The following is a 23,238-nucleotide window of genomic DNA, read 5'->3' as shown; positions in this document are numbered from 1 at the left end:
GATGCGCAGGCCAGACACCCGTGCCAGGAACGGCCGCTCCCGGTCACGCCTGGGCCTCAGCGCAACAGGCGCCGCAGGCCGGCCTCGAAGGCCCCGGCAAGCGGTGGCGCGCCCTCCCCGGCCAAGGCCAGCGCCAGGGCGTGGCCGTGGGTGTAGTCCACCAGCAGATCGAACAGCAGCTCGGGCTCGGCGTCGAAGCGCTGCACTTCAACACGCAGTTGGTCGCTGAAGGCTGCCAGCGAGCCGCCGAACAGCTGCGGATCGCCGAGGACACACAACGTCAGCGCCGGGTGCCGGCGCACCCGGTCCATGTAGTGCCCGAGCAGCCATCGGACCCGCTCCATCGGCGCGGCCTGCGCCGCCGGCTCGGGCAGCGGCACGCCATGCACCCGCTCCACCAGCAGGCGCAGCAATTGCTGCTGGTCGCCCACGTGGTAAGCCACCGACATCGGGGTGATGCCCAGTTGCCGGGCCAGGGCGCGGATCCCGAAGCCTTGGGGGCCCAGCTCCTCGAGCAATACCAGGGCGCAGTCCAGCACCTGGTCCAGGTTCAGGGCCCGGCCGGCAGCCGGGCGCCCGCTGCGCTTGCGTACCTCAGTCATGGCGATCGCCCCGGGATGGGGATTGCACGCGGTAGCGGCTGCTGACCAGGCCATTGGCGTATTGCCGGGTATCGAGGCAGTGCAGGCGCAGGTCCTGCTCCAGGGGACCGAACAACGGCCGGCCACTGCCGATCAGCACCGGCACCCGGGTCAGGACCATCTCGCCGATCAGCCCCTCCCGGAGAAAGGCCCGGATCAACATACCGCCATCGATATAGGCCTGGCGCCAGCCCTCGGCCTGCAACTGCGCCACCAGTTGCACCGGTTCGGCACCACTGATGCGCACCCGATCGGCCAGGTGCGCCGGCACATCGGCGGGGTCCAGGGTGCGGCTCATCACCACCACTGGTTTGGTGAACGGCCAGGGCTCGAACCCCAGCACCGTGTCGTAGGTGCTGCGCCCCATGACGATGCCATCCACCGAGTCGATGAAGGCCGCATAACCATGGTCTTCCCCAGGTTCACCAGGCGGCAGCCAATCGATGCTGCCATCGTCGCGGGCGATGAAGCCGTCCACCGAAGTGGCGATGAATACCTTGCCGAATGCCATGTCGCGGTGCCTCTGGGGAATAAACATACGGCGTATGATAATTCACTCCCGGGGCAGCCTGGCAAGCAGCGACCTCAATTCAAGCTGTAGGACTGCAACACGCCTTGCTTGAAGTACAGCTGCAGCATGTGCGCCGGGCCAGTGGGCTTGCCCATGAGCTGGTTGGTCATGCCGGCCACCACTCCGTTGCCCCCCGTGGCCAGGTTGTATTCGTTGGCCGCGGCGCCGGTCACCTCATTGGACGGCACATGGCTCCAGGCCTTGGCGAGCATCTGCTGCATGGTCGAGCGCCCGGGTGCATAGCCGCCGCTGTTCACATCGCTGCGGTAGGTCCAGTACTCGCTGCCATCGGAGGCATAGCGCTTTTCCGGGGTATCGCCGCACAGGCGTTGCACATCGTCCAGCGAAGTCTTGCCGACCACGAAGTTGCGCTTGGCGAACGATGCATCGTAGATCTGCGCCTGGGGTCCGGTGCCCTGGGCCATGCCAGGGATATTCAGGCCGCCATTGCCATTGCATGCAGAGACCAGGGCCAGGGTGGCGATGCACATCAGTCGAAGTTTCATAACATCCTCTTCACGTATCCAGGAGCCTTCATGTCCCATGAACGGCTCACCTAGGGGATTCCTTTCGCGGTCGGCCGCACGGCGCGGCCCGGCCTGGGGAATGGGCGAAAAAGATGCTATCAGCGGCCCTCGGGGCCGATTGTCCTGTGGGTCTCCAACACTGTGCTCAGCGTCTCAAACGCGCCTGGGTGTCGAGTCGATCAAGTACCTCGAGCAGCGATCCCGGGCCTTCGACGCTCACGGCTCCAGCCTTGGCAGGTAGCGTGGCCGGGCGCCGGTCCCGGGCATCCCGGGGTGAATAGCCGAAGGCCTGGCGAAACACCCGGCTGAAGTGCGACTCACTCTTGAAGCCATGGTCGAAGGCCAGGGCCGAGATACGCTGGTGGGCGCCAAGGGGGCTTTCCAGAATCCGCCGCACCCGGTCCAGGCGGCACTGCTGGATATAGGCGACCACGCCCGACTCCTCGGCGAACAGCCGGTACAACTGGGCCCGGGAAATGCCCACCTCGCGACAGATCAGCTGCGGGCTCAGCTCGGCCGAGCGCAGGTGCGCCTCGATGAACCGCCGCACCCGCTGCAACAACGTGCGATTGATCGGTCCCTCGGCCTCCGCCAGGCTCTGGGCACTGGGCGCCAGCGCCGCCGTGACCATGGCCAGGGTCGCCTGCTCGACCTCCACCAGCTCCTCGCCACGCAGCAGCGGCAACTGCCGGCGCAAGCTACGCAGGTAGTCACCCAGCAGGCTGCCCAAGGGGCCCTGGACCAGGCTGCCGTGCAGGTTGGCGGCGCGGATGCGTGGGCTCAGCAGGTCCCGGGCCAGGGTCAGGATCACCGTGTCGCCTGCAATGATCTGCGAGTCCAGCTCGCGGGCCAGGTCCAGCACATAGATGCTCGAAGGCCCGGCCTGCAATGGGGTCCGGCCAGCCATGCCGTGCAACGAATGGTTCAATCCCAGGCAGAGGTACAGGTGGTCCAGGCCATCGCGGCGAATCATCTGCTGCGGGCGGCGGACACCATAGGCCACCGGCTCGCCAGCCCCGACCCAGGAGCCGCAACCGATCAGGATCGAGCCCGCGTAGCCGGTGCTCAACTGGTAGTTGAAGCGCGGCGCCAGCGCCTGCTCGATACCGATCTGGAAGATCGCGTTGACCTCGTCGCGCCACACTTCGAAGCGTTGCGCCGGCGGATAGGCCTGGCTGGAGAAATGAAAAAGATGGGGGTTCAAGGCCGCTGTCCCTGGCTGGAGGCTCAGGCTGCCGGACCCGGGCGGGTCCAGCGCCGTCGCACACCATAAACCAGGACCGCGGCCCTTGCCGACTGGTCGCGACGTACGGCCTGTGGCGCCGGCCTAGGGCCTGGGCGCCGGCAACATCTGGCGCAGCAGGTCGAGCTTCTGTGCCTGGCTCAACTGCCGCCACTGGCGATGCTGCACCGGCGCAAAATCGCGATCGACGTACTCCGGTGGCTCGGTGCCCTCCCAGTAGTCCATGTTCACGCTGGCACACTGACCGCACCTGGGCTTGATCAGCAGGCTGAAGGGCTGCCCCTGGGAGTCGGGGTCGCAGGCCACGCCGAACACCCGGCGCAGCAGGTCGGCACGGCGCGTGGCACTGACGCCCTGCCCTTGCAGCAACTGCTCCAGCAACCCATCGACCTCGCTATAGGTTTCGTCGTTCGGCCCATCGAGCCATACCGTCTCACCGTTGATGCTGCGCATCAGGAATTCACCATAACTGCCGGGCATGACCTCGGGAGCCTTGAAGCGGTGGCCGCAGTCGGCGCAAACGTAGGTGTACAAATAAAACTTCATGGTTCTACCGGAGTGACTATCTGGGGAGTAAGGATTTCGTTGAAATTGTCCAGCACCGCCTGGTTGACCCCACCAGGGTCGCGCTCGGAACCGAAGCGGATCACATTGTAGCCCTGGTCCTTGGCGTCCATGCCGATCTGTTGGGTCTTGGAGGTGATGGGGCCACCGTTGTAGCCCCACTCCTTGGCGATCGCCGGATCGGTGAGGTCCAGGACCTTGGCCTTGCTGGCATCGACCTTGAAACGGATCCCATGGGTCGGCTTGACGCCGTGGTGGGCCATTTCGGCCAAGGGTGTGCTGGGGCTCTCGCCGACGTAGAAGGCCGCGCCGAAACGGCTGTTGGGGTTGAGGTACTTCGGATCGATGCCGCTGAGCACGCCGTCGATCTTCTTCGGACTGTCAGTGACGTGATACACCGAGGCTTCGGCAGGCGGTGGCGGCCGCTTGCCCCCGGCCATCTTCGGCCCCAGCCCCAGCAACAGCATGCCCGCCGCGCCTTGCAACAGGTCGCGGTAACCTGGACCGAGGCGGTCGCCCAGATCGCCCAGCAAGGCCATGCCGAGGAATCCCGCAGCGGTCAGCGCGGCGAATCCGGCAAAGGCCGCAAGACCGGCGAAAGCCGCCAGGACCCCGGCCCCGATCAACGCCCCCAGCCCCAGCAGCTCCAAGCCGGTATGCATCCAGCCTTCGAGGTCGAAGACAAACACCACCTGCACGCTCGGACCACCGATCAGGGTGTTCTGGCTGCCGCTCTTGATATGCGCGCCACAGACCATCTTGCTTTGCAGTCGCGCAGCGGGCTTGCCGTTGATGGTGACCTTGGCGCTGCCTTCGGCGATCAGCACCGGAAACGGCCAGGGCGGATGGTTGAACGGCAGGCCATTGCACGAGGATGAACTGTCCTGGCCGGCGCGCATCGCCTGGCGCCGGTTGATATAGACATTGAAGCTGCCCTCCACCAGCACCCCCGTGGTGGGCTCGGGCAGGTTGAAGAGGGTGCTCAGGCCCTTGACGATCTGGAACATCGACAGGCCGCCGGCGGCGATCGAACCGGCGAGGATCACCGCCGCCACCCCGCCGGTGGCCGCCGTGGCGGCGATGATCGCCGCGCCGATCAAGGCACCGGCCACCGCCCCGGCCACCATGGCCGCGACCCCGAAACCGTGGGCGATTTCATCGCCAAGGCGTGCTGCGGCCAATGCATCCATTGCGTCTATCCGACTCCCTTGCCGCCCTGAAGGCCCGGGATATGAGCCTCGCCAGAGCCTAGTGGTATTTGCGCCTTGGCCACGCCGGCACGAAGTGAATTCAAGCAGTCGTTGGCAAAACCGTGGGCAATATCCTCAATTGGCCAGCAATCGAGAAGCCGGCCGCGGCTGTTCACGGGCACCGTGGGTACAGGCGACGAAGTCTTCCTGGTGCAGGATCACCAGGGCCAGCAGCGAAGCGACCCCGGTCGCCACGTAGAAGTACCAGGGCGCACTGATGTCGCCGGTGACCTTGATCAGCCAGGTGGAAATCAGCGGTGCACTGCCACCGAACGCCGCCACCGGGATGTTGTAGGCCACCGCGATGCCGGTGGAACGGACGCGCGTCGGCAGCAACTCGCTCATCAGCGCGTAGGTCGAGGAGGCATACAAGCCGAACAGGATCGCCACCGCCATCAACGGCCAGAACAACGTAGCCGGCGTTGCCGTGGGCGCGGCCTTGAAGAACCAGTACATGGCCAGGGTCGCCAGCACGCCGATCACCATCAGGAACGGCTTGCGCCCGTAGCGGTCGGTGAAGGCGCCGCCGAAAGGCATCACCAGCGCCGCGGCAAGGCTGGCGACGAACACGTAGAGCAAGGTGGTGCCGCTGTCGAACTTCAAGGTGTTGGACATGTAGGTCGAGGCGAACGTCAGCACCAGGTAGAAGATCGAGCTGTGCAGGGTAATGATGAAGAACACCAGGGCGATCGCCCGCTTCCACTGCCAGACCTCGCGCAGCGGCGCCTTGGATGTCTGCCCCGCTTCGACCAGGGCCAGGAACTCCGGGCTGTCCTCCAGCTTCAGGCGGATGTACAGCGAGATCACGCCCAATGGCCCGGCGATCAGGAACGGGATACGCCAGCCCCAGTCCTGCATCACCTCGGCGCCCAGGGTCCAGGTCATGCCATTGGCCACCGCACCGCCCAGCAACAGCCCGAGCACGGCGGTGACCATCAGCCAGCAGGTGGCGAAACCCCGGCGGCCCGGGCCGGCGTACTCGGAAATGAAGCTGGTGATGGTGCCGATCTCGCCCCCGGCGGAGAAGCCCTGCACGCAGCGGATCAGGATCAGGAGGATCGGCGCGGCGATACCGATGCTGGCGTAGGTCGGCAGCAGGCCCAGCAGGCAGGTGGAAGCGGACATCAGCACCAGCACGGTGATCAGGGTCTTGCGCCGGCCGATCTTGTCGGCCAGGGGACCGAAGCACAGGCCGCCCAGGGGCCGGATGAAGAAACTCAGGGCAAAGGCGGCGAAGCTCGCCAGCAGGCTGCTGGTGGGGTCGTCGGAAACGAAGAAGGCCTTGCCGATGTACAGGGCCAGAAAACCGTAGACGCCGTAGTCGTACCACTCGATCAAGTGGCCGGAAGTGGCGCCGATGAAGGCCCGGCGCCGCTGGCGCCGGGGGTTGGAAGGTGGCACGCCCATGTCGGGGACTCCTGTCGTGGTGCTATCCATGAAAAAACCTTGTGTCAGAACTCGGCCAGGGCCTGGGAAGGGTCCTTGAGCCACTGGCGCAGGCGGGTCTTGAGGATCTTGCCGTAGCTGTTCTTCGGCAGCTCGGCGCAGAACAGGTACTTGCGCGGCTTCTTGAACGAGGCCATGCGTTCCACGAACCACTGGCCGAGGGCCAGTTCATCGAGGCTCGCCGGTGAGCGCGCGACCACGAAGGCCACCACCGACTCGCCCCACTCGGCGTCGGCCTCGCCTACCACGCAGACCTCGAACACGCCGGGGTGCTGCATCAGCACTTCCTCGACTTCCCGCGGGTAGATGTTGCTGCCGCCGGAAATGATCACGTCCTTGCAGCGGTCGGTCAGGGTCAGGTAACCCCGCCCATCGAGGAAACCCACATCGCCGGTACGCAGCCAACCGTCTACCAGGGCGGCCTGGGTAGCTTGCGGATTGTTCCAGTAGCCCTGCATCACCGGCGCCCCGCGCACGGCGATCTCTCCCGGTTCGCCGGGCGCCAGGGGCTGACCCGAGGCATCCAGGACCCGCACTTCGACGCAGGCCTGGGCCCGCCCGACCGAAGCGGCGATGGCCGGCCAGTCGGCCTGGTCACGGTCGGCGATGGTCTCCCGGGACAAGGCGGTGATGGTCATCGGGCATTCGCCCTGGCCGTAGATCTGCACCAGTCGTGGGCCGAAGGTATCCAGGGCCGCGGTCAGGTCCGCCAGGTACATCGGGCCGCCGCCGTAGACGATGGTCTTGATCCCCTGCCCGGCGTACCCCTGCTGCCGCGCCTGCTCCACCATGCGCTTGACCATGGTCGGCGCGGCGAACAGGCTGACCTGTCCCAGCTCCTGCGCCAGCTCGAACAGCTCCTGCGCCTGGAAGCCCCGGGACGCCGGCACCACGTGCCGGGCGCCACAGCGTACGTGGATGAAGTTGTACAACCCGGCGCCATGGGACAACGGCGCGGCGTAGACCACCGCGTCGTCCGCCGAGACCGGGTCGACATCCAGCGGGTAGCACAGGGACATGGCCAGCAGGTTGCCGTGGGACAGCATCACCCCCTTGGAACGCCCGGTGGTGCCGGAGGTATAGAACAGCCAGGCCAGGTCGCTGTCCTGTCGCGGGCAGGGTTCCAGGAGCTCGGCACCTGGCGCCTCCGCAGGCAGGGCCGCGGCTACCGCCAGCTCGCGACAGCCCTCTGGCAACGACGCACCGTCGAAGACCCGGCCGTCGTCGGTGTAGATCAAGCGTGCCCCGGCATTGCCGGCGATCCAGGCGGCCTCCAGGGCGTGCAGCTTGTGGTTGATCGGCACCGCCACCGCCCCGCTCCACCAGATGGCGTACAGCAGCTCGAGGTAGGCGCAGCTGTTCTTCAACAGCAGCGCCACCCGTTCGCCGGGAACGATCCCATGCTGTTGGCGCAGCTCCAGGGCCCGGTCGCGGGCCCTGGCGGCAAACGCCTGGTAGTCGGCAACCTGCCGGCTACCCTCGAACAGCGCCGCGCGCTGCGGCCAGCGTTGGGCCGCGTCGAGCAGCCATTGGGCGATATTCATCCTCAGGTCCTGACCGCTTGCAGCACGCTGGCATAGTTGGCCACGGCCATGCCGCCCATGTTGAACAGCAGGCCGAATTCCGCGCCGGGCACGCCCAGGCCAATGGGTTCGCCGACCAGCTGGGCAAAGCCCAGCGCATGCATCGACACCCCCGTGGCCCCCACCGGGTGCCCCTTGGCCTTGAGCCCGCCGGACAGGTTCACCGGCAGGCGCCCGCCCTGACGCACGATGCCGTCGTCGATGGCGCGGTGCCCTTCGCCCTTGGGCGCCAGGCCCATGGCCTCGTAGATCAGCAGTTCGGCGATGGTGAAGCAGTCATGGACCTCGGCGAAGCTCAGGTCGCCCAGGGTCACCCCGGACTCGCGCAGCGCGCCATGGATCGCCCGCTGCGGCCCCTCGAAGGCCAGCACATCGCGACTGGCCATGGGCAGCAGGTCGTTGACCTGGACCATGGCGCGAATCGCTACCTGGCGCCGCATCGAGCGGGCGCGATGGGACGAGGCCAGGACGATCGCCGCCGCACCGTCGCTGATCAGCGAGCAGTCGGTCAGGCGCAGCGGCGGCGCGATCAGCGGGTTGCTCTGGGAGACGCTGTTGCAGTGTTCGAAGTCCATCAACCGGTGCATCTGCGCCAGGGGGTTGGCCATGGCGTTGGCGTGGTTCTTCACCGCGATCGCCGCCATCGAGGCCAGCGGGCTGTGGTAGCGCTCGGTGTACTGCTGCGCCACCTGGCCGAACAACTGGGCGAAGCTCAGGCCAGCCTCCCGCGTATCGTTCTGGTAACCGGCACCGGCCAGGGCCCGGGTGACCTCGGCGGTACTGTTGCTGGTCATTTTCTCCGCCCCCACCACCAGCACCAGTTCGGCGGCACCACTGCGGATCGCGTTGATCCCGGCCTGGATTGCCGCCGAACCGGAAGCGCAGGCGTTCTCGAAGCGGGTGGCGGGCTTGAAGCGCAATTGCGGATCGGCCTGGAGCATCAGCGAGGCGGGAAAACCATCCGGGACCAGGCCGGAGTTGAAGTGGCCGAGAAACAGTGCGTCGATCTCGGCGGCGTCGATCTCGGCGTCCGCCAGGGCTTCGCGCGTGACCTTGACGATCAGGTCTTCGAGGTTCAGGCCGTCCAGGCGACCGAAAGGACTGTGGGCGGCGGCGACGATGGATACGGAATCGTGGGTCATGGTGATTTTCTTCTGTCCTTGAAGCGAGGATTCCATAGAATGATCCAGCGCCCGAATCCCAAGCTAGTTGGGGCAACTACCTACTTCTGTAAGTAGTGCCCGCCCCGCGGCAAGTGCGCTGACCCCCTTGAGGCAGGATGCCCAATGACCCTACATACCCAGCGATTCCAGGACCTCGAGCGCCTGGCTTTCCAGGTTTCCCCCGCACCGCAGTTGATCACCGGGCACCGACGGATCCTGGACTGCAACCAGGCCTTCGTTCGCCTGTTCGGCTATGAACGCGAGCACCTGCGTAACCACCTGACCTTGCTCCTGTATCCCTCGCACGCCGACTACCAGAGCATTGGCGAGCGCAGCGAACACTGGCTGCGCAGCGGCCCCAGCGACTCCTACAGCGACGAACGCTTCATGCAGCATCGCAATGGCGAGGTGTTCTGGGCCCGGGCCCAGGGGTTCTCCCTGACCCCGCTGGACCCGTTCGAACTGATGGTCTGGCACTTCGAGCGCCTGGATCGCCAGCCGGCGCCGTCGATCCGCCTGACCCCACGCGAACGGGAGATATCCCTGCATATCGTCAATGGCCTGACCTGCAAGGAAGTGGCGCGCCGGCTGGGCATCTCCCATCGCACCGTGGAAGTGCACCGCGCCCGGCTGATGAAGAAACTTCAGGCCAAGAACAGTGCGGAGCTGGTGTCGAAGATCATCTTCATCGGTTGAGGCGCTAGGCCAGCATCTGGCTGGCACTGATGCGCAACAATCGCAACGGGCCGACCCTGGCCCCCCGCACACTGCCACCCTCGTGCAGGATCTGGTTCACCGCATCCATCTCGGCGCTGCGGCCGGCGACCAACTGGTAAGTGCTGCTGGACAACTCGGCGGTGAAGCCCTGCTCGACGGTCCAGTAGGCCAGGGTCAGCGCGGCGGTAAAGTAATGCTGGCTTGCAACCGGTACCTGTACCTCTTCGTCGTTGTCGTCATAGACGATGAAATGCCCGGCGAAGGATGCCACCCCCAGGCGCTTGAGCATGGGCCAGCTCAGGGCCGCAGGCACGAAGGCGTTGAGTTTTTCGGCCACGATTGGCGAATAGCCCCGCTCCTGCAGCAGCTCGACGATCCGGTCCTCGTCGGCCTCGGGGTGGGCCCCCATGACTTGCAGGGCATCGAGCACGGCGCGGTGGGCGGTTTCATGAGCGACGTCGGGAGAACAATGGGCACAGTCTGGCGGGCAGGTATCGCTCATGACAGGTCGAAAATCCATATCGGTGGTGGAAAACGGGCGGCAGGGTAAACCCTTGGTCGCCCGGACTCCAGCACCTTGCTGGCGCTACTTGATCACCACCGGGTTTACCGGGGCGCCGCTGCCACCGACGATCTTCAACGGCGCGGCGGTGTAGAGAAAGGTCCACTGGCCATCGGCCGCGCAGTCCTCGGCCAGGTCCTCGAGCAGCACGATCTCGGTGAAGGCGATGCCCAGGTTGCGCATCAATGCGCAGTGCAGCGGGATCTGCACCCCCGACGCCGGGTCGGTGATCACCTCGTTGGCGATGGTATCGGTCACCAGGTTGGGGATCTCCATCTGGTCGAACCATTCCACCAGCTCACGGCTGTAGGTCAGCCCCGGCTCCACCAGGTCCTTGAAGAACTCAGTCTTGCCGTACTCGTAGAAGGCACCCATGGAACCGGTGCGAATGATCAGGATGTCGCGCTTCTGGATGGCCACGCCCTGGGCCTTGGCCGCGGCCAGCAGGTCCCGGTGGTCGAAGGTCTCGCCACGGCCCAGGTACTTCTTGCCCCGGTGGCGGGCCATGTCGATCAGCACCGCACGCCCCACGATCCCGCGCTCGGCGATCGGCAGCACGCTGGCCTTGGCCATGCCGCCCACCGTGGTGTTGGCGTCGTAACCGTTCCACAACTGGTTGTCGTACCAGGCATGGCCCAGGGCGTCGTACTGGGTCGAGCCCTGCAACTGCATGAAGATCACATCGTCGCAGTACTCGGCGCCACCGGTCATCGAGGGCTGCTTGCCGGCCTGGTAGTGGCTGCGATCCAGGGTATTGAAGCGCATGGACGGGCTGCGCGCCGGCCACATGGGATCGCCACCGGGATGGCCGATCTGCACTTGCAGGGTGAAGGTCTTGCCCTGGCGCACCGCGGCAACGCCACGCAACACCTCGGCCTGCTGCAGGTAATTGAGGGCGCCGACCTCGTCGTCAGGCCCCCACTTGCCCCAATTCCTGGGCAGGCCTTCGAGGAGTTTCGCGGTGTTGGGCTGGTTGTTGTTGTCGATCCCGCACATATCGATTGCACTCCGTAGCTTGGGTGGGTACCGCCGGATGCTCTCTATACACAACGTCCGCCATCGACTTCAAGGCAGGTGCCGGTAATGAAGGCCGCCTCATCGCTGGCCAGGTACAGGCAGGCATTGGCCACGTCCTGGGGCGTGGAGAAGCGTCCCAGGGGGATGCCAGCCATGAATTTCTCGCGGTTCTGCGGGGTGTCCGGCACGCCCATGAACTCACTGAGCAAAGCCGTGGCGCCCACTACCGGGTTGACGCAATTGACCCGGATATTGTCCGGCCCCAGCTCGGCGGCCATGGTCTTGCTGATCACCACCACCGCGCCCTTGCTGCCGTTGTACCAGACCAACCCGGGCCGCGGCCGGACCGCCGCGGTGGAAGCGATGTTGACGAACACCCCGCCACCCTGCCCGCGAAAATGCGGGACGAAGTGCCTGGCACTCAGGTAAATGCTCTTGACGTTGACCGCGAACACCCGGTCGAACTCGGCCTCGTCCACCTCCAGCATCGGCCGGTTGCGGTGGGTGGTGCCGGCGTTGTTGACCACGATATCCAGGCCCCCGTACTGCTCCAGGGTGTCGCGCAACAGCGCCGCGACGCTGGCGTCCTCGGCCACATTGACCTGGACGAAATGGGCCTGCCCCCCGGCGGCACGGATCTCGTCCGCCACCCGTTGGCCGCCCGTGGCATTCAAGTCGGCGACGATCACTTGCGCCCCTTGCCGGGCGAAGGTCTTGGCGATGCCTTCGCCGAAACCGGAACCGGCGCCGGTGACGATGGCTGTCTTGTTGGCTAGACGCATGGGAGTGACTCCTGATCTTGTTGTTGTGTGCCGCGGTGGCGGCTTTCAGTCGTGACGGATAGCGATGGTCTTCAAGGTGGTGAAGCCCAGCAGTGCCTCGAAGCCCTTTTCCCGGCCATAACCGCTGGCCTTGACCCCTCCGAAGGGCAACTCGACGCCACCGCCGGCGCCATAGTTGTTGATGAACACCTGGCCGCAGCGCAGCTTGTGGGCCATGCGCATCTGGCGCGCGCCGTCACGGGTCCAGACCCCGGCCACCAGGCCGAAGGCGCTGTCGTTGGCCAGGCGGATGGCGTGGGCCTCGTCCTCGAAAGGCATGACCGCCAGCACCGGGCCGAAGACCTCTTCCCGGGCCAGGCGGCTGTCGGCCGGTACATCGCGAAACAGCACGGCCTCCTGGAAAAAACCAGCGTTGCCAGCCTCGGGCACTACCACGCCACGGGCCGCCACCGGAATCCCCGCGGCCTCGGCTTCGCGCACGAACTCACGCACCTGTCGCAGCTGCTTCTGGTTGATCAGCGGCCCCATGTCCAGGTCCAACTCCGAGGGGCCGGCGCGCAACTGGCTGAAACCCTGGGCCAGGCGCTCCAGCAGGGGCTCGTAGAAGCTGCGTTCCACCAGCAGGCGACTGCCGGCGGAGCAGGTTTGCCCGCAGTTCTGCACGATGGCGTTGATCAATACCGGTAATGCGCGCTCCACGTCGGCGTCGGCGAAGACGATCTGTGGCGACTTGCCGCCCAGCTCCAGGGTCACCGGGCAATGGCGCTCGGCGGCGGCCTTGGCTACCAGGGCGCCGGTACCGGTAGAGCCGGTGAAGGAAATATGCGCCACCCCGGGATGAGCGCACAGGGCTGCGCCGGCCTCATGGCCATAACCGCTGACCACGTTCACCGTGCCCTTGGGAAACCCGACCTCGGCGGCCAGTTCCGCCAGCCGCAGCAGGGACAGGCTGGCGTCCTCGGCCGGCTTGATCACGCAGGCATTGCCTGCGGCCAGGGCCGCGCCGACGCTGCGCCCGAAGATCTGCATCGGGTAGTTCCAGGGAATGATGTGCCCGGTCACGCCATGGGGCTCGCGCACGCTCAGCACGGTGTAACCGGCCTGGTAGGGCAAGGTCTGGCCGTGAAGCTTGTCGGCAGCGCCGGCGTAGTACTCGAAGTAGCGCGCCAGGGCCGTGGCATCGGCCCGGGCCACCTTGAGCGCCTTGCCGGTATCCCGGGCCTCGATCTGCGCCAACTGCTCATGGTGCTCCAGCACCGCGGCACCGAGACGGGCCAGCAAGCGCCCGCGCTCCAGGGCCGAAAGAGCGCCCCAGGGGCCGTCGAAGTTCTCCCCCAGGGCCCGCTGTGCTGCGCTCACCGCCAGGTCGATATCTTCGGCGGTGCCCCGGGCGATGCGGGCATAAGTGGCGCCGCTACTGGGGTCCAGTACCGGGATGTCCTCGCTCCAGGACGAGGCCTGCCATTGGTTGTCGATGTAGTGTCTGTGCTGCATGTTCAGCTCCCCTCCAGGCATTCGGCGATGGCACGCCCGACTTCCACGGTGCTGGCGGTACCGCCCATTTCCCGGGTACGCGGACCGTCTGCGAGTACGCTCTCGATGCTTTGTACGACGGCGGCGGCCGCCCGTTGGTAAAGCTCGTCGCCCTGCCCCAGGTGCTCGATCATCAACGCTGCCGACCAGATCTGGCCGATCGGGTTGGCCACGCCCAGCCCGGCGATGTCCGGCGCCGAGCCGTGCACGGGTTCGAACAGCGAGGGATACAGCCGCTCAGGGTTGAGGTTGGCCGAGGGGGCGATACCGATGGTGCCGGTACAGGCCGGGCCAAGATCGGAAAGGATGTCGCCGAACAGATTGGAGGCCACCACCACATCGAACCAGTCCGGATGCTGGACGAAGTGCGCGCAGAGGATATCGATATGGAACTTGCGGCTGGCGACCTCGGGATAGGCCTTGGCGATGGCGTCCAGGCGCTCGTCCCAGAATGGCATGGTGATGGCGATGCCATTGGATTTGGTGGCCGCCACCAGGTTGCGCCGAGGCCGGCGGCTGGCCAGTTCGAAGGCGTACTCGAGCACCCGGTCGACGCCATGCCGGGAAAACACCGACTCCTGCAAGGCGATCTCCCGAGGCGTACCCGGCCACATGCGCCCGCCGACACTGGAGTACTCGCCCTCGGTGTTCTCCCGCACCACGATGAAGTCGATGTCGCCCGGCACCCGCCCGGCCAGCGGACAGGGCACGCCGGGCATCAGGCGCACGGGGCGGATGTTGACGTACTGGTCGAACTGGCGACGGATCTTGAGCAGCGAGTCCCAGACCGCCACATGGTCGGGGACGATATCCGGGGCTCCCACGGCGCCGAAGAAGATCGCTTCGTGATGGCCGATCTGCTCGGCCCAGTCCTCGGGCATCATGCTGCCGTGGGCCTGGTAGTGCTCGCTGCACCAGTTGAAATGATCGAAATGCCAATCGATGCCGAAGCGCCGACCGACCGCATCGAGCACCCGCAGGCCTTCGGGCACCACTTCGCGGCCGATACCATCACCGGCGATCACCGCGATGCGGTGGACGGGTTTTACAGGGGGATTGATCCTGGACAAGCCATATCTCCTGGTCTGACGTGTTGTTGTTAGCGAGGCAGGTCAAGCGGACAGGCGTGCCCATTCTGGCCACGGAGCCGGGCCAGTGGGAATTGCTCATTACGGAAACCGCCTTCGAAAAATTCGAAGGCCGGATGAGCGATGGCTGCTACCGATCGCCCTCACGGGCCGCTGCCCCGTCCTGCTGGAAGCCTGCCAGGTAGTCGAACAGTGCGTGGCTGGCCAGGGACGGCGGCTCACGGCGGCGACACAAGTACATCTGGCGATCGGCCCAGGGGTCATCGATTTCGATAAAACGCAAGTCCATTTCCTTGCGGAAGATCTGTACCGCGCCCTGGGGCAACACACCGACGCCCTGCCCCGCGGCAATCAGCCGGCACACGGCCTCGAAGCTGCGCACCTGCACCCGCAGGCGCAAGGGCATGCTCACGGCGGCGGCAGCCTCGGTAATCAGCGGGGTAATGGCGGCGTTGTCCTCCAGGCCGACGAAGTCGTAGCCCAACAGGTCCTCGAAGCGTGCATGGCTCATCTTGAACGGATGCCCCTGGGGCACGATCAGGCACAGGCGGTCGCGACAATACGCCTTGAAATACAGGTCCCGCGCCTCAGGCAAGGTGGTGACGATGCCGACGTCGGCCACCCCGTCACGCACGGCCAGGAGAATCTCGCGACTGCGCTCCTCGCGAATGTCGATGCGAATGCCAGGATGCAGCTCGCTCCATTGGGTCAGCTGCCTGGGCAGTTCCTGGCTCATGGCCGAACTGTTGGCGTAGAGGCTGACCCGGCCCGTGGCCCCCTTGGCGAAGTCGGCAAGGTCGGCATGCATCACGTCCACGGCCCGCAGGATGCTCCGCGCGTGATCGGCCAGGGCCTGGCCCGCTGGCGTGGGCTGCACTCCGGTGGACGTGCGCACCAGGAGCGCCACCTTGAAATGCTGCTCCAGCAAGGACAACCGGCGGCTGGCGGCCGACAGCGACAGGTGCGACTGCTCGGCGGCCCGGGACAGGTTGCCCAGGGTCAGGGCCTTGAGGAACAACTCGATGGAGGTCAGGTCCGGAGACATGGCGGGGTCCTTGTGCGCAGTCGCTGAAACCTACGCAGTCACCCGCCGATGTGCAACCTGCGCCAGCTTCCCGCCAGGCTGGACACCTTGGCTTCAGCGCCCGGAGAAGCGCAGGCGCGAAAGCATGCGCAAATCGCCTGCGAGGTAGTAATCGTTGCTCCAGCTATCGTCCGCCGCCAAGGGCTGGACCTGCTTGAGCGCCAGCTGCCTGGCAAAGTAGCGGAACCGGTAGTGCTCGTAGAAGCGCAGCAGTTCCAGGCCGTAGCGGTCCGCCAGGTCGGTGTCGCCACGGATGATCAGGAAGTTCTCGTCGTTGTCCTGGCTGGCGCCGACGCTGAGGTTGTGGCTGCCGCTGATGATCACCGGGGCGTCGCTGGTGAAGTCGGTGACCACCGCCTTGGTATGCACCAGCAAGTTGCCCTTCTGCCCCTTGAGGCCTTCCTTGAGCCAGCCTTCCAGGCCGTTGTTGAGCAACGCGGTGGCGGCGAACTCCGCCGTGCGATCGGCATGGAAACCGGTGATGCGGCTGGCGGTGTTCTGCAGGCCATAGCGCAACACGTCGTCGTGGGGCTGGCCGAGCAAGGCATCGAGGATCCGGTCGGGCAAGGCGAAGGCGGTGACGAACAGCAAGTCACGGCGGGCGCCATTGATGATCCGCACGAACTCATCGAGGTCGCCCTGCCCCGTCCGTGGCGAGAAACCGGCGAACAGCGCCGCCGCCGGCTGCATGGGGTTGTGCTGGGTCAACCATTGGCGGGTGGCACCGACCTCCGCCGGCGCCGCCCAGATCTGCTCGAACACCTGCAGGTAGCGGTCGGCGATGTCCGGGTTGTCCAGGCAGTGCAGCACGTTGGCCTGGCGGTACACGCCATTGGCGGTGAAGTTGGTGCTGCCGCACAGCACCGCGACATTCTGGCGCTGCCCACCGGCATCCAGGCGGCCGAGGACGATGAACTTGTCGTGGAAGATGGCGTGGGTCACCCGTGCACGCTTGCTGCCCTCGGGCAGGTGCTGCAGGCTGGCCTGGTTCAACGCCGTGTCATCGTCCCCGGGACCGGCGTGATACAGCACCCGGACCTTGGCCCCGCGATCGAAGGCCGCGTTGACCGCATCGACAATGGCCGGCAGCTGGTATTCGTAGATGGCGATATCCAGGCTCCAAGTGGCGTCGCTGGCGCGCTGGATGAACCCCAGCAACTGCTCCAGCAAGCCGTTCTCCAGCCATTGCCGGGGCGCCTCTGGCCAGGCCTCGATAGGCAGGTTCTTATTGGCGCTGAGCAAAGTGTCCAGTTCGGGAAACTTGCGCGAGAACGCCTGGCTGGCGGCCACCGCGCGATTGAAGATCACCCGCTGCCCGGGAGGCTGGCCGTTGTCGGCGGTGATGCATAGCGGCAGCATTTCTCCCAACTGCGGCGCGGCGGCGCTGCCATAGACCAGGTACACCCGATAGTTGAGGGTGGCGCCCGGGCTGACGGCATAGTCGGCCCAGCGAAACTTCTGCAATGGCGCCTGGTCGCTGGGCGTGGCGTTGTACTGCGGGAAAGTGTGCGTCTTGCCGGGAAAGGTCAGGCTGTTGAACAGGAACAACCAGGGTTTGCTACCGGTCTGCTTTTCGATGGCGAACCCCAGCAAGCCCTGGCGGCGACTGGCGTCCAGGTCCATGGCCAGGAGTACGCCATTGGTGCCGGCGTAGGCCTTGACCCGAAAATCGTCCTTGTCGTTGTGCACCAGTACCCGCATGGCGTCGCTCCCCTTGATTGGCGCAGGCAGTGTAGCCGCTGCCGCAGGCTGCGCATGGCTCGTACGAGCCACGGGGCTTGGGGGCTACAGGTCGATATGGTGGTAGTCGGCGCCCAGGCGTTGCGCCAGTTCCCGGGCGCGGCCGAGGCGAATCGGGCTGCGCTCGATGTCCAGCAACAGGGTCGGACAATTCAGAGCGTCGACCGGCGGCAGGGTCTTCAGGCGCCCGTCGGTGATCAGCAGCACCCGCTGCTGTTCCGCCGGCCAGCGCCGTTGCCGCTGCTCCAGCCACTGCCGGGCCTCGGCCAGGGCCTGGGGCAATGGCGTACCGCCGCCGGCGCCCAGGCCATCGAGCCAATGCCGCAGGTCCCTGGACGCCTTGAGCCCCTGGACCTGCCAGCGAGGCGCTCGACCGCTGGCGGTGAGCAAGGCCAGGCGCGCCCGTTGCCGGTAGGCATCGTCGAACAGTTGCGCCAGCAGGCCCTTGGCATCGCTCAGGGCCTGGTGCCGGCGCGTCGAGGCCGAGGCGTCGACGATCACCAGCCACAACTCATGGGGCGTGCGACTGCGCAGTTGCCACAGCAGGTCCTCGACCAGGCGTGGACGCCCCTTGAGCAAGGTGCCGGGCCAGTTGATGCGACCGCAACTCGCCGCCCGGCTGCGGCCTTGTCGTCCCTGGTCCAGGCGCCCCGGCCGGGGCTTGGCATCCGCCCCCGGGCCAGAGCGGGAACGGATGCCTAGGGCTTTTTTGGCCAGCTGGGCACTTCGCGCCGGGCGCCGGTGGGCAGTGCCTGGGCCGGCATGTCACCCCATTGGCCCGCGCCTTCGCTGGCCTCGCGCTGCGCCCCGGACTGCTGCGGTGCCGGCGACTGGGGTTGCTGCGCCGGTGCCGCGGGCGCCTGCCCGCGCCGATGGCGCAAGGCGAATTCCGCCACCGCGTCGATATCCTCCTCGGCGATGGCCGAAGCGCCACGCCAGGCGGCATGGGCCCGGGCGGCCCGCAGCCAGACCAGGTCGGCACGCAGGCCATCGACCCCGGCAGCGAAGCAACGCTCGGTGATCTGCGCCAAGGCCTGGTCATCCAGGGCGATACCTTCCAGCAGCGTCCGTGCCTGCTGGCAGCGCTGGCGCAGTTCGGCCTGGGCCTGGGCCCATTGGTTGCAGAAGCCCTGCGGATCATTGTCGAAATCCAGGCGCCGACGGATGATCTGCCCGCGTTCCTGGGGCAGGACCTGGCCGCTCAAGGCCACGTTGAGGCCGAAGCGGTCCAGCAGTTGCGGGCGCAACTCGCCCTCCTCCGGGTTCATGGTGCCGATCAGCACGAACTTCGCCGAATGCCGATGGGAAATGCCATCGCGCTCGATCAGGTTGGTGCCACTGGCCGCCACGTCCAGCAGCAAGTCCACCAGGTGGTCGGGCAGCAGGTTGACCTCATCGACATACAGCACCCCGCCGTCGGCCTTGGCCAGAACGCCCGGGGAGAACTGCGCCCGCCCCTCGCCCAGGGCCGCATCCAGGTCCAGGGTGCCCACCAGCCGCTCTTCGCTGGCCCCCAGGGGCAAGGTGACGAACTGCCCGCTGGCCAGCAAATCCGCCAGCCCCCGGGCCAGGGTCGACTTGGCCATGCCCCGTGGCCCCTCGATCAGCACGCCACCGATCTTCGGGTCGATGGCGGTCAGGCACAGGGCCAATTTCAGGGCATCGGCGCCGACCACGGCCGACAAGGGGAAATGCGGGGTGTCGCTCATCTGGGGTTCTCGCTTGGATCGGGGGTGTCCCGAAGGACGATTTCGCGAGCCAGCTCGCGATCGAGTGCACAGCATTCGCCGCCTCAGGGCACCTCTAGAAACGTAGGCGAGGCAGTCAGCGCAAGGCAAAACAGGCGAAAAAGCGCAGTTTACAAGGAGTAAATGAGCATTTTGACCGGGCTGGCGCACCAGCCTGTTTTTAACGCAGCGATGACAACAACGCAGGTAGTTTTCAGAGGTGCCCTCAGGAGTCTTCTTCTATATCCAGCAACAGGTGTTCCAGGGCCTCGCGATACGCGCCGGGCTCCTGCCACAGGCCGCGCTGCTGGGCCTCCAGCAAGCGCTCGGTCATATCGCGCAGGGCGTGGGGATTATGCTGGCGAACGAACTCGCGGGTCGAGTCGTCCAGCAGGTAGGCATCGGCCAGCAAGGCGTACTGGTGGTCGTCGAGCAGTTCGGTGGTGGCATCGAAGGCGAACAGGTTGTCCAGGGTCGCGGCCATTTCGAAGGCGCCCTTGTAACCGTGGCGCTTGGCCCCCTCGATCCATTTCGGGTTCACCGCCCGGGCACGGATCACCCGGTTGAGCTCTTCCTTGAGGCTGCGGATCTTCGGCAGGTCGGGCTGGCTGTGATCGCCGTGGTAGCTGGCGACCTTGGCCCCGCCCAGGCTTTCCACCGCCGCCAGCATGCCGCCCTGGAACTGGTAATAGTCGTTGGAATCCAGCAGGTCGTGCTCGCGGTTGTCCTGGTTCTGCACTACCGCCTGGACCCGACCCAGGCGAGCGGCGAACTGCTCGCGGGCGGCGGTGCCTTCATCGCTGCCGCCGTAGGCGTAGCCACCCCAGTTGAGGTAGACCTCGGCCAGGTCCTCGCGGCTCTGCCACAACCGGCCGTCGATGGCGCCCTGGACCCCGGCGCCATAAGCCCCGGGCTTGGCCCCGAAGATCCGCCAGCCGGCCTGGCGCGCCGCCGCTTCCGGGTCCAGGCCGCTGGCCTCCAAAGCTTCACGTTCGGCTCGGACCCTGGCCGCCAGGGGGTTCAGGTCGGCCGGCTCGTCCAGGGCCGCCACCGCCTGCACCGCCGCGTCGAACAAGCGGATGAGGTTGGCGAAGGCATCGCGGAAGAACCCGGAAATCCGCAGGGTCACGTCGACCCGGGGCCGGTCCAGCAGGCTCAGGGGCAGGATCTCGAAGTCGTCGACCCGCTGGCTGCCGCTGGCCCAGACGGGCCGCACGCCCATCAGCGCCATGGCCTGGGCGATATCGTCGCCACCGGTGCGCATGGTGGCCGTGCCCCACACCGACAAGCCCAGTTGCAGCAGGTGATCGCCGTGATCCTGCAGATGGCGTTCGAGGATCAGGTTGGCCGACTGGAAGCCGATGCGCCAGGCAGTGGTGGTGGGCAGGTTGCGCACATCCACCGAATAGAAATTGCGCCCGGTGGGCAACACGTCCAGGCGCCCGCGACTGGGCGCGCCGCTGGGGCCGGCCGGCACGAAGCGGCCTTGCAGGGCCTCGAGCAGGCCGCGCATCTCTGCCGGGCCACAGGCATCCAGGCGCGGCGCCACCACCTCGCGCAAGCCCTCGATGATGCTGCGCACCGGCTCCCAGCCGGCTTCGTCCAGTTGCGCCACCGGACCTTGCAAGGCCGCCTCGATCAAGCGCCCGGCGTAGATTTCCAGACGCTCGCGCACATCGCCAGCGGTGCGCCACAAGGCATCGCTGAGCTGTTGCAAGGGCTGTGGTCGCCGCCCGGTCCAGGGTTCGGCCAGGGCGCAATCCAACGGGTCGAACCCCAGCTCGAAGGCCTTGGCCAGGGCTCGCAGCAAGCTGGCATGGGCGCCCTTGCCATCGCCCCGGGGGATGCGCAGCAGGGCCAGCAAGGTATCGATGCGCAAGCGCCCCGCTGGTGACTCGCCGAACACATGCAAGCCGTCGCGGATCTGCGATTCCTTGAGATCGCACAGGTAGGTGTCCAGCCGTGGCAGCCAGAGCGCCGCATCGGCTTCGCCCTCCAGTGGTCCGTCCAGTTGCAGCTCGCGGTCGATCTGGGTCTCGCGCACCAGGCGCAGGATGTCCCGCTGCAGCTCGCGGGCGCGGCGCGGGTCGAGCAACTGGGCGTCGTAGTATTCGTCGGCCAGCAGTTCCAGGTTACGCAGCGGGCCGTAGGTCTCGGCGCGAGTCAGGGGCGGCATCAGGTGATCGATGATCACCGCCTGGGTCCGGCGCTTGGCCTGGGCCCCCTCCCCTGGGTCATTGACGATGAACGGGTAGATGTTCGGCAGCGGCCCCAGCAAGGCATCCGGCCAGCAGTGGGCCGACAGGCCGACGCCCTTGCCCGGCAGCCACTCGAGGTTGCCGTGCTTGCCGACGTGGATCACTGCGTGGGCGCCGTAGACCTGGCGCAGCCAGAAATAGAACGCCAGGTAGGCATGGGGCGGCACCAGGTCCGGGTCGTGGTACACCGCGCTGGGGTCGACCTGGTAACCCCGGGCCGGCTGGATGCCGATGAAGGTCAGGCCCAGGCGCAGGCCGGCGACCATCAGCCGCCCGTTGCGGAACATCGGATCCTGCTCCGGGGCGCCCCAGCGCTCCAGCACCGCTTGGCGATTGGCCTCGGGCAGTGCCTGGAACAGACGCTGGTAGTCGTCCAGGGCCAGGCTCTGCTGGCAAGGGCGCAGGTCGAGGCTGTCCAGATCGTTGCTGACGCCACCGAGCAATTGCCGGATCAGCTCGGTGCCGCTGGCCGGCAGCTCGCCAGGCAGCGGATAACCCTCGGCCTGCAAGGCCTTGAGAATGTTCAGCGCCGCCGCCGGGGTATCCAGGCCCACGCCATTGCCGATGCGCCCGTCGCGGGTCGGGTAGTTGGCCAGGACCAGGGCGATGCGCTTGTGCTGGTTGTCCAGGCGGCCCAGCTCGACCCAGTTGCTTGCCAGCCGGGCGACGAAGTCCATGCGCTCGGGCTGGCCGCGATAGCAGACCACGTCCGACTGGCTGCGCTCGCTGCGCCAGGCCAGGTCCTTGAAGCTGATCGGGCGGCTGATGATGCGCCCGTCCAGTTCGGGCAAGGCGATGTGCATGGCCAGGTCCCGTGGGCCCAGGCCCTGCTCGCTGGCCTGCCAGCCCGGCTCGTTGTCCTGGGCGCAGATCGCCTGGATCACCGGGATGTCGCGGCGAAACGGCCGCAGGTGCGGCGCCTCGGGGCTGGACTGGGCGAAACCGGTGGTGTTGAGGATCACTCCCGCGCCGGTCTCATCCAGCCAGTCTTCCACCTGCGCCAGGCAGCCAGGCTCCTTGAGGCTGGCCACGGCGATCGGCAAGGGGTTGAGACCGACAGCCGCCAGGCGCTGGCAGAACAGATCGATGAATGCGGTGTTGGCCGCCTGCAAGTGCGAGCGATAGAACAGCAGCGCCGCCACCGCCTGGCCGGGCTGCCAGTGAGCCTGCCAATCCGCCAGGCTGGCCTGGCTCCTGGCCGGGTGATAGAGCGCCGTGCGCGGCAGTACCTGCGGCTCGCTCCAGGGGTAGTCGCGCCCCAGCAGGCCGCTCAGGCAGCGGTAGAAATTCAGCGCGTTGTCCCGCCCACCCTGGCGCAGGAACTGCCACAGGCGGTCGCGCTCCACGGCCGACACGGTGCTCAGGTCGCTAAGTTCCGGGTCGGGCCGGTCGTCCCCCGGCACCAGGATCAGCTGCACCCCGCGCCGGGACAGCTCCACCAGTTGCTCGACGCCATAACGCCAGTAGGCGATGCCACCGTGCAGGGACATCAGGATGACCTTGGCATGGCGCAGCACCTGGTCGACGTACAGGTCCACCGAGGCGTGGTTCTGCACCTGCATCGGGTTGGCCAGGCGAAAGCTGGGGTAGTCCGCTGGCAGTTGCTCGGCGGCCTCGGCCAGCAGCGCCAGGCTGGAGTCGCCGCTGCACAGGATCACCAGCTCGGCGGGGGTTTGTCCAAGGTCGGCGATGTTGTCATCCGACACGAATCCGCCGGGCTGGGTCCTGAGCAGGTGCATGGG

20 protein-coding genes are annotated in these 23,238 nt (G+C 66.7%); 1 reads left to right on the top strand and 19 read right to left on the bottom strand.

What is annotated here, in order from left to right; translation table 11 throughout:
* Positions 1-56: 56 nt before the first annotated feature.
* The 9 genes from H7A76_RS25995 to H7A76_RS25955 form a co-directional block, all read right to left on the bottom strand.
* The gene (locus H7A76_RS25995; RefSeq protein ID WP_185701155.1) at positions 57-602 is read right to left on the bottom strand and encodes a TetR/AcrR family transcriptional regulator; all 546 of its coding nucleotides are present in this window, start codon (positions 600-602) and stop codon (positions 57-59) included.
* The gene (locus H7A76_RS25990; protein WP_185701154.1) at positions 595-1,152 is read right to left on the bottom strand and encodes a dihydrofolate reductase family protein; all 558 of its coding nucleotides are present in this window, start codon (positions 1,150-1,152) and stop codon (positions 595-597) included. Before H7A76_RS25990 ends, H7A76_RS25995 begins: the two co-directional genes overlap by 8 nt.
* Before the next feature lie 74 nt (positions 1,153-1,226).
* A complete protein-coding gene (locus H7A76_RS25985; protein WP_124421342.1) occupies positions 1,227-1,718 on the bottom strand; it encodes a hypothetical protein in 492 nt (163 codons plus the stop codon).
* 166 nt (positions 1,719-1,884) lie between these two features.
* Positions 1,885-2,943: a helix-turn-helix domain-containing protein gene (locus tag H7A76_RS25980; protein WP_185701153.1), complete on the bottom strand. Its 1,059-nt coding sequence runs from the start codon at positions 2,941-2,943 to the stop codon at positions 1,885-1,887.
* Between the two features lie 123 nt (positions 2,944-3,066).
* Positions 3,067-3,528 carry a hypothetical protein gene (locus H7A76_RS25975; protein ID WP_185701152.1) on the bottom strand — a complete coding sequence of 154 codons (462 nt, stop codon included), beginning with the start codon at positions 3,526-3,528 and terminating at the stop codon, positions 3,067-3,069.
* Positions 3,525-4,736 carry a PAAR domain-containing protein gene (locus tag H7A76_RS32640; RefSeq protein ID WP_185701151.1) on the bottom strand — a complete coding sequence of 404 codons (1,212 nt, stop codon included), beginning with the start codon at positions 4,734-4,736 and terminating at the stop codon, positions 3,525-3,527. Before H7A76_RS32640 ends, H7A76_RS25975 begins: the two co-directional genes overlap by 4 nt.
* Positions 4,737-4,871: 135 nt before the next feature.
* Entirely contained in the window at positions 4,872-6,203 is a 1,332-nt protein-coding gene (locus H7A76_RS25965; protein WP_185701150.1) for an MFS transporter, read from the bottom strand.
* Between the two features lie 44 nt (positions 6,204-6,247).
* Positions 6,248-7,786: a class I adenylate-forming enzyme family protein gene (locus H7A76_RS25960; RefSeq protein WP_185701149.1), complete on the bottom strand. Its 1,539-nt coding sequence runs from the start codon at positions 7,784-7,786 to the stop codon at positions 6,248-6,250.
* Positions 7,787-7,788: 2 nt separating this feature from the next.
* On the bottom strand, positions 7,789-8,967 hold the full coding sequence (locus tag H7A76_RS25955) for an acetyl-CoA acetyltransferase (protein ID WP_185701148.1): 1,179 nt from the start codon (positions 8,965-8,967) through the stop codon (positions 7,789-7,791).
* Between the two features lie 144 nt (positions 8,968-9,111).
* Here H7A76_RS25955 and H7A76_RS25950 point away from each other — a divergent pair, with 144 nt between their 5' ends.
* Positions 9,112-9,684, top strand: coding sequence for a LuxR C-terminal-related transcriptional regulator (locus H7A76_RS25950; RefSeq protein WP_185701147.1), 573 nt, complete (start codon positions 9,112-9,114; stop codon positions 9,682-9,684).
* Between the two features lie 4 nt (positions 9,685-9,688).
* On the opposite strand, the gene H7A76_RS25945 is transcribed toward H7A76_RS25950, so the two are convergent.
* The 10 genes from H7A76_RS25945 to cobN all read right to left on the bottom strand — a co-directional run bounded on the left by H7A76_RS25945 (position 9,689) and on the right by cobN (position 23,235).
* Positions 9,689-10,207, bottom strand: coding sequence for a hypothetical protein (locus H7A76_RS25945; protein ID WP_260498080.1), 519 nt, complete (start codon positions 10,205-10,207; stop codon positions 9,689-9,691).
* Between the two features lie 84 nt (positions 10,208-10,291).
* Entirely contained in the window at positions 10,292-11,263 is a 972-nt protein-coding gene (locus tag H7A76_RS25940; RefSeq protein ID WP_185701145.1) for a cyclase family protein, read from the bottom strand.
* A 44-nt stretch (positions 11,264-11,307) separates the two neighbouring features.
* On the bottom strand, positions 11,308-12,066 hold the full coding sequence (locus H7A76_RS25935; protein ID WP_185701144.1) for an SDR family oxidoreductase: 759 nt from the start codon (positions 12,064-12,066) through the stop codon (positions 11,308-11,310).
* Positions 12,067-12,111: 45 nt separating this feature from the next.
* Positions 12,112-13,560 (bottom strand): aldehyde dehydrogenase family protein, encoded by a 1,449-nt coding sequence (locus H7A76_RS25930; protein ID WP_185701143.1) that lies wholly within the window; start codon positions 13,558-13,560, stop codon positions 12,112-12,114.
* Between the two features lie 2 nt (positions 13,561-13,562).
* Entirely contained in the window at positions 13,563-14,669 is a 1,107-nt protein-coding gene (locus tag H7A76_RS25925; protein WP_185701142.1) for a tartrate dehydrogenase, read from the bottom strand.
* A gap of 148 nt (positions 14,670-14,817) precedes the next feature.
* Positions 14,818-15,732, bottom strand: coding sequence for a LysR family transcriptional regulator (locus H7A76_RS25920; RefSeq protein WP_185701141.1), 915 nt, complete (start codon positions 15,730-15,732; stop codon positions 14,818-14,820).
* Positions 15,733-15,825: 93 nt separating this feature from the next.
* A complete protein-coding gene (locus H7A76_RS25915) occupies positions 15,826-17,472 on the bottom strand; it encodes a phospholipase D-like domain-containing protein (RefSeq protein ID WP_185701140.1) in 1,647 nt (548 codons plus the stop codon).
* A gap of 84 nt (positions 17,473-17,556) precedes the next feature.
* Positions 17,557-18,156, bottom strand: a complete 600-nt coding sequence (locus H7A76_RS25910) for a VWA domain-containing protein (protein WP_185701198.1) — start codon at positions 18,154-18,156, stop codon at positions 17,557-17,559.
* A 53-nt stretch (positions 18,157-18,209) separates the two neighbouring features.
* Positions 18,210-19,220: an ATP-binding protein gene (locus H7A76_RS25905; RefSeq protein WP_185701139.1), complete on the bottom strand. Its 1,011-nt coding sequence runs from the start codon at positions 19,218-19,220 to the stop codon at positions 18,210-18,212.
* A 244-nt stretch (positions 19,221-19,464) separates the two neighbouring features.
* Entirely contained in the window at positions 19,465-23,235 is a 3,771-nt protein-coding gene (cobN, locus tag H7A76_RS25900) for a cobaltochelatase subunit CobN (RefSeq protein WP_185701138.1), read from the bottom strand.
* Between the last annotated feature and the right edge of the window lie 3 nt (positions 23,236-23,238).

This window comes from Pseudomonas sp. MSSRFD41, assembly GCF_014230245.1.
Classification (GTDB): Bacteria; Pseudomonadota; Gammaproteobacteria; order Pseudomonadales; family Pseudomonadaceae; genus Aquipseudomonas; species Aquipseudomonas piscis.
This window is presented reverse-complemented; position numbering and strand designations above follow the sequence as displayed.